The organism is Chitinophaga sp. (assembly GCF_035564935.1).
Classification (GTDB): domain Bacteria; phylum Bacteroidota; class Bacteroidia; order Chitinophagales; family Chitinophagaceae; genus Chitinophaga.
In genome coordinates this window covers 1-6862 of the sequence record NZ_DATMTE010000044.1, presented here as the reverse complement: position 1 = coordinate 6862, position 6862 = coordinate 1, and the positions used below count along the sequence as shown (strand labels likewise).

The 6862-nt window shown below is 45.9% G+C and carries 7 protein-coding genes; 6 read left to right on the top strand and 1 reads right to left on the bottom strand.

Going from position 1 to position 6862, the window contains the following annotated elements; all coding sequences use genetic code 11:
• From VN105_RS01220 to VN105_RS01210, 3 genes are all read left to right on the top strand, one after another.
• Nucleotides 1–663, top strand: a 663-nt coding sequence (locus VN105_RS01220) for a cell division ATP-binding protein FtsE (protein WP_325637113.1), incomplete at its 5' end; no start/stop codon positions are given.
• Between the two features lie 148 nt (nucleotides 664–811).
• Complete coding sequence (gene rpsO, locus VN105_RS01215; protein ID WP_079470431.1) at nucleotides 812–1084, top strand: 30S ribosomal protein S15; 273 nt, start codon at nucleotides 812–814, stop codon at nucleotides 1082–1084.
• Between the two features lie 124 nt (nucleotides 1085–1208).
• Nucleotides 1209–3557, top strand: coding sequence for a polyribonucleotide nucleotidyltransferase (locus VN105_RS01210; protein WP_325637111.1), 2349 nt, complete (start codon nucleotides 1209–1211; stop codon nucleotides 3555–3557).
• Nucleotides 3558–3650: 93 nt separating this feature from the next.
• Here the strand turns inward: VN105_RS01210 and VN105_RS01205 are convergent, their stop codons facing one another.
• Nucleotides 3651–4220 (bottom strand): hypothetical protein, encoded by a 570-nt coding sequence (locus tag VN105_RS01205; RefSeq protein WP_325637109.1) that lies wholly within the window; start codon nucleotides 4218–4220, stop codon nucleotides 3651–3653.
• 112 nt (nucleotides 4221–4332) lie between these two features.
• Between VN105_RS01205 and prmA the strand changes: the two genes are divergently transcribed.
• The 3 genes from prmA (at nucleotide 4333) to VN105_RS01190 (ending at nucleotide 6834) form a co-directional block, all read left to right on the top strand.
• Entirely contained in the window at nucleotides 4333–5160 is an 828-nt protein-coding gene (gene prmA, locus VN105_RS01200) for a 50S ribosomal protein L11 methyltransferase (protein WP_325637107.1), read from the top strand.
• A gap of 114 nt (nucleotides 5161–5274) precedes the next feature.
• Nucleotides 5275–5916, top strand: a complete 642-nt coding sequence (gene plsY / locus VN105_RS01195; RefSeq protein WP_325637105.1) for a glycerol-3-phosphate 1-O-acyltransferase PlsY — start codon at nucleotides 5275–5277, stop codon at nucleotides 5914–5916.
• Between the two features lie 114 nt (nucleotides 5917–6030).
• Nucleotides 6031–6834 (top strand): M48 family metallopeptidase, encoded by an 804-nt coding sequence (locus VN105_RS01190; RefSeq protein ID WP_325637103.1) that lies wholly within the window; start codon nucleotides 6031–6033, stop codon nucleotides 6832–6834.
• Nucleotides 6835–6862: the final 28 nt, after the last annotated feature.

Sequence of the window (6862 nt, the reverse complement as noted above, 5' to 3'; positions counted from 1 at the left end):
AATGCCAGTATATACCAGGGCCATTCATTGATATTAGGTGATGTGAACATCACGGTAAATAAGGGTGAATTTGTGTATCTCATTGGTAAAACCGGTACCGGGAAATCCAGTTTGTTGAAAACATTGTATGGAGATTTACCTTTAAATGATGGCACAGGGCAGGTAGTAGGTTTTGATTTGAAGAAGATGGATTGGAAAAAAGTGCCGTATCTTCGCCGGAATCTGGGTGTGGTGTTCCAGGATTTTCAGTTATTAACCGACCGCAATGTGCATGATAACCTGAAATTTGCGCTCCGGGCAACCGGTTGGCAGGACCCTAAGGAAATGGAGAACAAGATCGCGGATGTGTTGGAAAAAGTGGGATTGGGTACCAAAGGTTTTAAGATGCCATATGAGTTATCAGGAGGGGAGCAGCAGCGCGTGGATATTGCCCGTGCGATGCTAAATTCGCCGAAACTGATCCTGGCGGATGAGCCCACCGGTAACCTGGATCCTGAAACTTCCGATGGTATTATGCAGTTATTGTTCCGTATCTGCCGGGAAGGCACAGCCATAGTGATGGCCACCCACGATTATATTGTATTGCAGAAGTTTCCGTCGAGAGTACTGCGTACGGAAAACGGGCATGTAACGGATAATGCAGCTGTTAATTTTTCTTCTTAGGAGTTGTTGAGAAAGAAAAATTTACAGATCTACATTATTTCTCATTTATTATTAATTTCCGGTTAATTGGTAATTCCTATTTTTTGAACTACCTTTGCACCGGAAAAATAGCGACAAAAAACATTATTATTACTTATTATTTTTAAAGATGTCTTACTTAACTGTTGAAAAGAAAGCCAATATTTTTAAGGAATTTGGTGGAAGCGAAAAAAATACAGGCTCTGTGGAAGCACAAATCGCGCTGCTGACTGAGCGTATCAACAGCATTTCCGGTCACCTGAAACAAAACAAAAAGGATTTTTCTACCCACCGTGGTTTGATGAAAATGGTTGGCCAGAGAAAGCGTTTGCTTTCCTATTTATCTAAAACCAACCTCACAGGCTATCGTGCCCTTATCGAGAAGTTAGGTATCAGGAAATAACCATGACTTAATTATAGCGCTATTCCCAACTTATATGGTTGGGAATAGTTTTTTTGTATGTATACGTTTTGTTATCCGGATGATTTGAAATGGATAACGTTATCTAATTAATCCTCACTTTATTATGAATCTGACACCTATTTCAGTGAAATTCGATATAGGAGACGGTCGTATGGTGACCATCGAAACCGGCAAATTGGCCCGTCAGGCTGATGGCGCGGTTACGGTGCGTTTAGGTAATTCAATATTGCTGGCCACCGTGGTAGCAAATAAAGAACCCAAACCAGGCCAGTCTTTCTTCCCCCTTACTGTTGATTACCAGGAAAAGTTCGCATCTGCCGGCCGTATCCCTGGTTCCTTTTTCAAACGTGAAGGCCGGTTGTCTGATTCCGAGGTACTTATTTCCCGTTTGATTGACCGCGCGCTGCGTCCCCTGTTCCCCGATAATTATTTGTGTGAAGTACAGGTACTCGTCAGCCTGATTTCATCTGATCCCGAAGTAATGCCCGATGCACTGGCCTGCCTGGCTGCATCCGCTGCACTGGCTGTTTCCGACGTGCCCATCCAGGAAATTATTTCCGAGGTACGCGTAGCCCGCATCGACGGCAAAATGGTGATCAACCCTAACCGTACCGAACTGGCCAAAGCCGACATGGACTTCATCATCGGTGCTACCGACAAGAATATCATGATGGTGGAAGGTGAAAGTAAAGAGTGCCAGGAAGAAGACCTGATCCTTGCTATTGAAGCCGCACACGCTGCTATCAAAGTGCAGGTAAAAGCACAGGAAGAACTGCGTGACCTGAAAGGTGTAACCGGCAAACGTGAATACGCACAACCTCATCAGAACGAAGAACTGAAAGCAAAAGTAGCAGCTTTTGCAAAAGATAAAATTTACCAGGTAGCCAAATCAGCTTCTGCCAAGCACGATCGCAGCGATGCATTTGCTGCCATCGGCGAGGAACTGAAAGAACACCTGGGCGAATTACCGGAAGAAGACCAGCCACTGGTAAAAGAATACCTGCACGACCTGGAAAAAGAAGTGATCCGCAACATGATCCTGGACGAATCCGTTCGCCTGGATGGCCGCTCACTGGACCAGGTACGTCCGCTGGCTATGGAAACAGATATCCTGCCTTCCCCTCACGGTTCAGCCCTGTTTACACGCGGTGAAACACAGTCCCTGACTACTGTTACACTCGGTACCCCGGAAGATGAACTGCTGATCGAAAGCGCTGCTGTTTCCAACTATTCCAAATTTATCCTGCACTACAATTTCCCTCCGTTCTCTACAGGCGAAGTGAAGATGATGCGCGGCCCCGGCCGTCGTGAAGTAGGACACGGTAACCTGGCCATGCGCTCCCTGAAGCAAATGATGCCGGGCAGCGACTACGCTTACACAGTAAGGGTGGTTTCCGATATCCTTGAATCAAACGGCTCCTCCTCCATGGCTACCGTATGTGCCGGCTCCCTGGCACTGATGGATGCTGGTGTACCTTTACCTAAACACGTTTCCGGTGTGGCAATGGGACTTATTTCCCGCGCTTCCGACGGTAAATGGGCGGTATTAACCGATATCCTCGGTGATGAAGATCACCTGGGTGATATGGACTTTAAAGTAACCGGTACCCGCGATGGTATTGTTGGTATCCAGATGGATATTAAAGTAGACGGCTTAAGCATGGATGTAATGCGCTCTGCACTGGCCCAGGCCAAAAAAGGCCGCCTGCATATCGTGGAAGCCATGTACGAAGTGGTACCTGCAGCCCGTCCTGAACCAAAACCACATGCACCACGCATGGAAAAGATCATCATCGACCGTGAGTTTATCGGCGCTGTGATCGGACCCGGTGGTAAAATTATACAGGAGATCCAACGCGAAACCGGTACTACCATCAACATTGAAGAAGTTGGTGAAACCGGCGAAGTAAGCATCTTCTCTGCACAGAAAGAAAGCCTCGATAAAGCAGTGGCATGGGTAAAAGGAATCATTGCCGTACCTGAAGTAGGTGAAGTATATGAATCCGTTGTAAAATCCATTATGCCTTATGGCGCTTTTGTTGAGTTCATGCCTGGTAAACAAGGCTTGCTCCACATCTCCGAAGTTTCCTGGAAACGCCTGGAAACAATGGAAGGTGTATTGACAGAAGGCGAAAAAGTGAAAGTAAAACTGACAGGTACTGATCCTAAAACCGGTAAGTTTAAGTTGAGCCGTAAAGTGCTCATGCCTAAACCGGAAGGTTATGTGGAAAGACCTGAACGCGAAGAGCGTGGCGACAGAGGCGATTTCCGCGATCGCGGAGACCGTGGTGATCGCGGCGACAGACGTGGTCCACGTGACGACAGGCGTGGCGGTGATGACAGGCGCGGTGGCGGCGACAGGCGTGATTTCAACCGCGATGGCAACCGTGGCGGCGGAAACTACAACGCTGGTCCTGAAAAACCACAGGAGCCCACCTTTGATGCCGAATAGGCGCTGTTATAGCTAGCAGATAACTGGAATTAAATACAAAAAGAAAGCAGTCACCCCAGGTGGCTGCTTTCCTGTTTTATGATGGATCCGTTTTTATCTTCTTGTAAGTTGTTCCACCCGGAAAGTGCTTTCCCTGAAGATCTCCCGGCCGCTGTTCAGGCGGAATACGCGGTAGTTGGTACCATCAACAGGCTCGGCAATCATTTTATAAGCCGGCTGTATTGCCTTTGTACTTCTGTCTATTACCCTTACTTCCCCTCCTGCCAGCAGGTCCGGCATTATTTCTTCCACATAGGGAAGCATAATACCGCCGTCTTCTGCCCATAGCATATTCATTTTACCGGTGCTGTAGCTGAAGTCCTTATTGGCGGTATCTTCCAGGTAACAGTAAGCCTTACGGAAATGATTGCCCATATCTATGGCGTTCAGGTGTGCAAACTGCACACTGTTAAATACCTTATTGCTGTACTTACTGTTGCGGAGGGTGGAATCCATGGTTGCCATATATTCCGTAAGATGCTTCCGGTCGAAGATCAGTGTTACATTTTCCGTTTGATAAATGATGGAATCAGCGATAGGTTCAGGAGGCCGTACTTTGATTACTTGGGCTATTCCGGACAGCGACAAACCAATGCCGGTTAGCAGGAGGAACAGTGCTTTCATAGGATATTTGATATGATTTAAAAATCAAATATAATGAATTTTGATATTAAAGAGATGAACAGGGCACTTTACAGTGATGGACAATCCCCGCTAATGGCTATCTTTGCGGCCTATGTCTTACATTGCCATTACCATCCGTGCCGCCGCTGCACAAACAGACCTGCTGATCGCACAATTGTCTGAACTGAAATACGAGGGGTTTGAAGAACAAACAGACACGCTGATCGCTTACATTCCTGCCGTTGATTTTGACGAGGCCGCATTGCAGGAGCAGTTGGATGCTCACGGAGTTACCTATACGAAAGAAACCATACTGCCGGTTAACTGGAACGCCGTATGGGAAAGCAATTTTCAGCCTGTGCAGGTGGACAGCTTTTGCGGTATCCGGGCGGAGTTTCATCCGCCGTTTGACCCGCAGCCTGTACATGAAATTATTATTACCCCTAAAATGGCTTTTGGTACCGGGCATCATGCTACCACCGCTTCTATGATAAAGCTCATGGAGCAGCTGGATTTTAAAGGCAAAAGGGTGTTTGATTTCGGTACCGGCACCGGTATCCTGGCTATCCTGGCGGAAATGATGGGAGCTGCAGCCATAGATGCGATCGACTACGATGAATGGTCTGTAAATAATACACTGGAAAACATTGCGGCCAACGGAATGAGGAAAGTAAAAGTATGGCAGGCAGACAATCTTGATGCGATTACCGGAAAATATGATATATTGCTGGCGAATATCAACTATAACATTTTAATGAAATTTATGGGAGATATGTACGGGTTGTTAGTACCCGGGGGCAAATTACTGTTGAGTGGCATTTTACCTACCGATGAAGAAAATATCACAGCGGAAGCAGTTTCGAAAGGATTTACCGGGGAAGGAAGGATAGAAAAAGATAACTGGCTGGCGCTCCGGTTTTATGTTCCGGAACTGAAATAAATAAAAGTTACATATAAATAGTGTTGATAATCCAACTTTTGTGTTACAATCTTTTCTAATATTCTCTCTATTTTAACACAGAATTTGTTATCTTAGCATTCCTAACTTGTAGTGATGGTAGAAATTTTATTGCTTATTTGTGCTTATCTGGTAGGATCTGTTCCTACGGCTGTTTGGGTGAGTAAAGGCGTTTTTGGTATGGATATCCGGGAGTATGGCAGCGGTAATGCCGGTGCTACCAATACTTTCAGGGTGCTTGGTCCGAAGGCGGGTACTTTTGTAATGGTGGTAGATATGCTGAAAGGTGTATTAGCCGTTCGTTTAGCTTACCTGGCTCCCTATTACCATGATCCTGAGCATCTTACACAGCTGGTGAACCTTCAGATCGGTCTGGGGCTTGCTGCGGTGGTAGGCCATATATTCCCTATCTGGGCAAACTTCAAGGGAGGTAAAGGAATTGCTACCCTGTTCGGACTGGTGCTGGCTATTCAGCCGCTGGTGGCTTTGTGTTGTGTAGGGGTCTTTTTAATGATCCTTTTCCTGACAAGGTATGTTTCACTTAGTTCTATCATTGCCAGTATCGCTTTCCCCATACTGATCCTCTATATCTTCAACGAACCTGAAATTTTTTATCGCATATTTGCCATAGCTGTTGCTTTAATGGTGGTATTAACCCACCAGAAGAATATCACGCGGTTGTTGAAAGGAGTGGAAAGTAAAGTGCCGCTGTTTAAAAATAAAAAGGACAAGAACTAAACTGGTTATAGTTATATCATTAAAAGCAGGAAGCAAAAAGCGATAGCCATAAAAATGTGCATGCTTTTTGCTTTGTGCTTTTTGCGTTTTACGCATATTTAAATTAATGCTCCCATGAAAAAGTATGTCTTATTCTTTACTGCAAGCCTTGCATTGGCGGCCTGTTCGCGCGTACCCATTACCGGTCGTAGCCAGTTGAACCTCGTTCCTGAAAGCACCATGCAATCTATGGCGCTGCAGCAGTACCAGTCGTTTTTGTCTGAAAACAAAGTAGTATCGCAAACTACCAGTAAAGATGCTGAAATGGTAAAAAGGGTAGGACAGCGTATTGCGAACGCTGTAACCAGGTATATGAACCAGAATAATATGGGGAATGAAATATCCAGTTACAAATGGGAATTTAACCTGGTAAACAGTAAGGAAGTAAATGCCTGGTGTATGCCCGGTGGTAAAGTGGTGGTATATACCGGTTTGTTGCCGGTAACGCAAAATGAAACTGCACTTGCCTGTGTAATGGGACATGAAATTGCACATGCTATTGCCCGTCATGGTAACGAGCGTATGAGCCAGGGATTGGTAATGCAGGGGATCCAGGTAGCAGGCTCGGTAGCTTTAAACAAAAACCCTACAGCAGTAAATATTTTCAACCAGGCATTCGGTGTTGGCGGTAACTTAGGTACACTGGCTTTTTCACGCGGCAATGAACTGGAGGCAGATCACCTGGGCGTGATATTCATGGCGATGGCAGGTTATAACCCACAGGAAGCCATTCCTTTCTGGCAACGCATGGCCAGTATGAGCCAGGGCCAGAAGCCACCTGAATTACTGAGCACTCACCCAAGCGACGCTACCCGCGTACAGAAATTACAACAGCTGATGCCGGAAGCAATGAAATATTATACCCCTGCAAAAGCATAAATTAAAAAAAGCAACGGGCCGGTAATGT